Genomic DNA, 313 nt, shown 5'->3' on the forward strand with positions numbered 1-313 from the left:
CTCCTGCCCAGAGCGCTGCGGGCGCACCGGCTGGTCGCGCCCGGCACCGTTCTGCGGTGGCACCGCCGCCTGGTCACACGGAAGTGGACCCACCCGCAGCGGACGGGACGGCCACCGATCAGCCAGGAGATCGCCACGCTGATCGAGCGGCTTGCGACCGAGAACACGACGTGGGGCTACCAGCGGATCCAGGGCGAGCTCCTCAAGCTCGGCCACCGGGTGAGCGCATCCACGATCCGCCGGGTCCTGACGTCCCTGGGGCTCCCCCAGCTCCGAAACGGCAGACCGACACCACATGGCGACAGTTCCTGCG

1 pseudogene is annotated in these 313 nt (G+C 70.9%); it reads left to right on the forward strand.

Annotated elements, in window-relative coordinates:
• Window positions 1-313: pseudogene (locus FMEAI12_RS00195) on the forward strand (helix-turn-helix domain-containing protein); the annotation flags it as partial.

Source organism: Parafrankia sp. Ea1.12, assembly GCF_900465275.1.
Lineage (GTDB): Bacteria > Actinomycetota > Actinomycetes > Frankiales > Frankiaceae > Parafrankia > Parafrankia soli.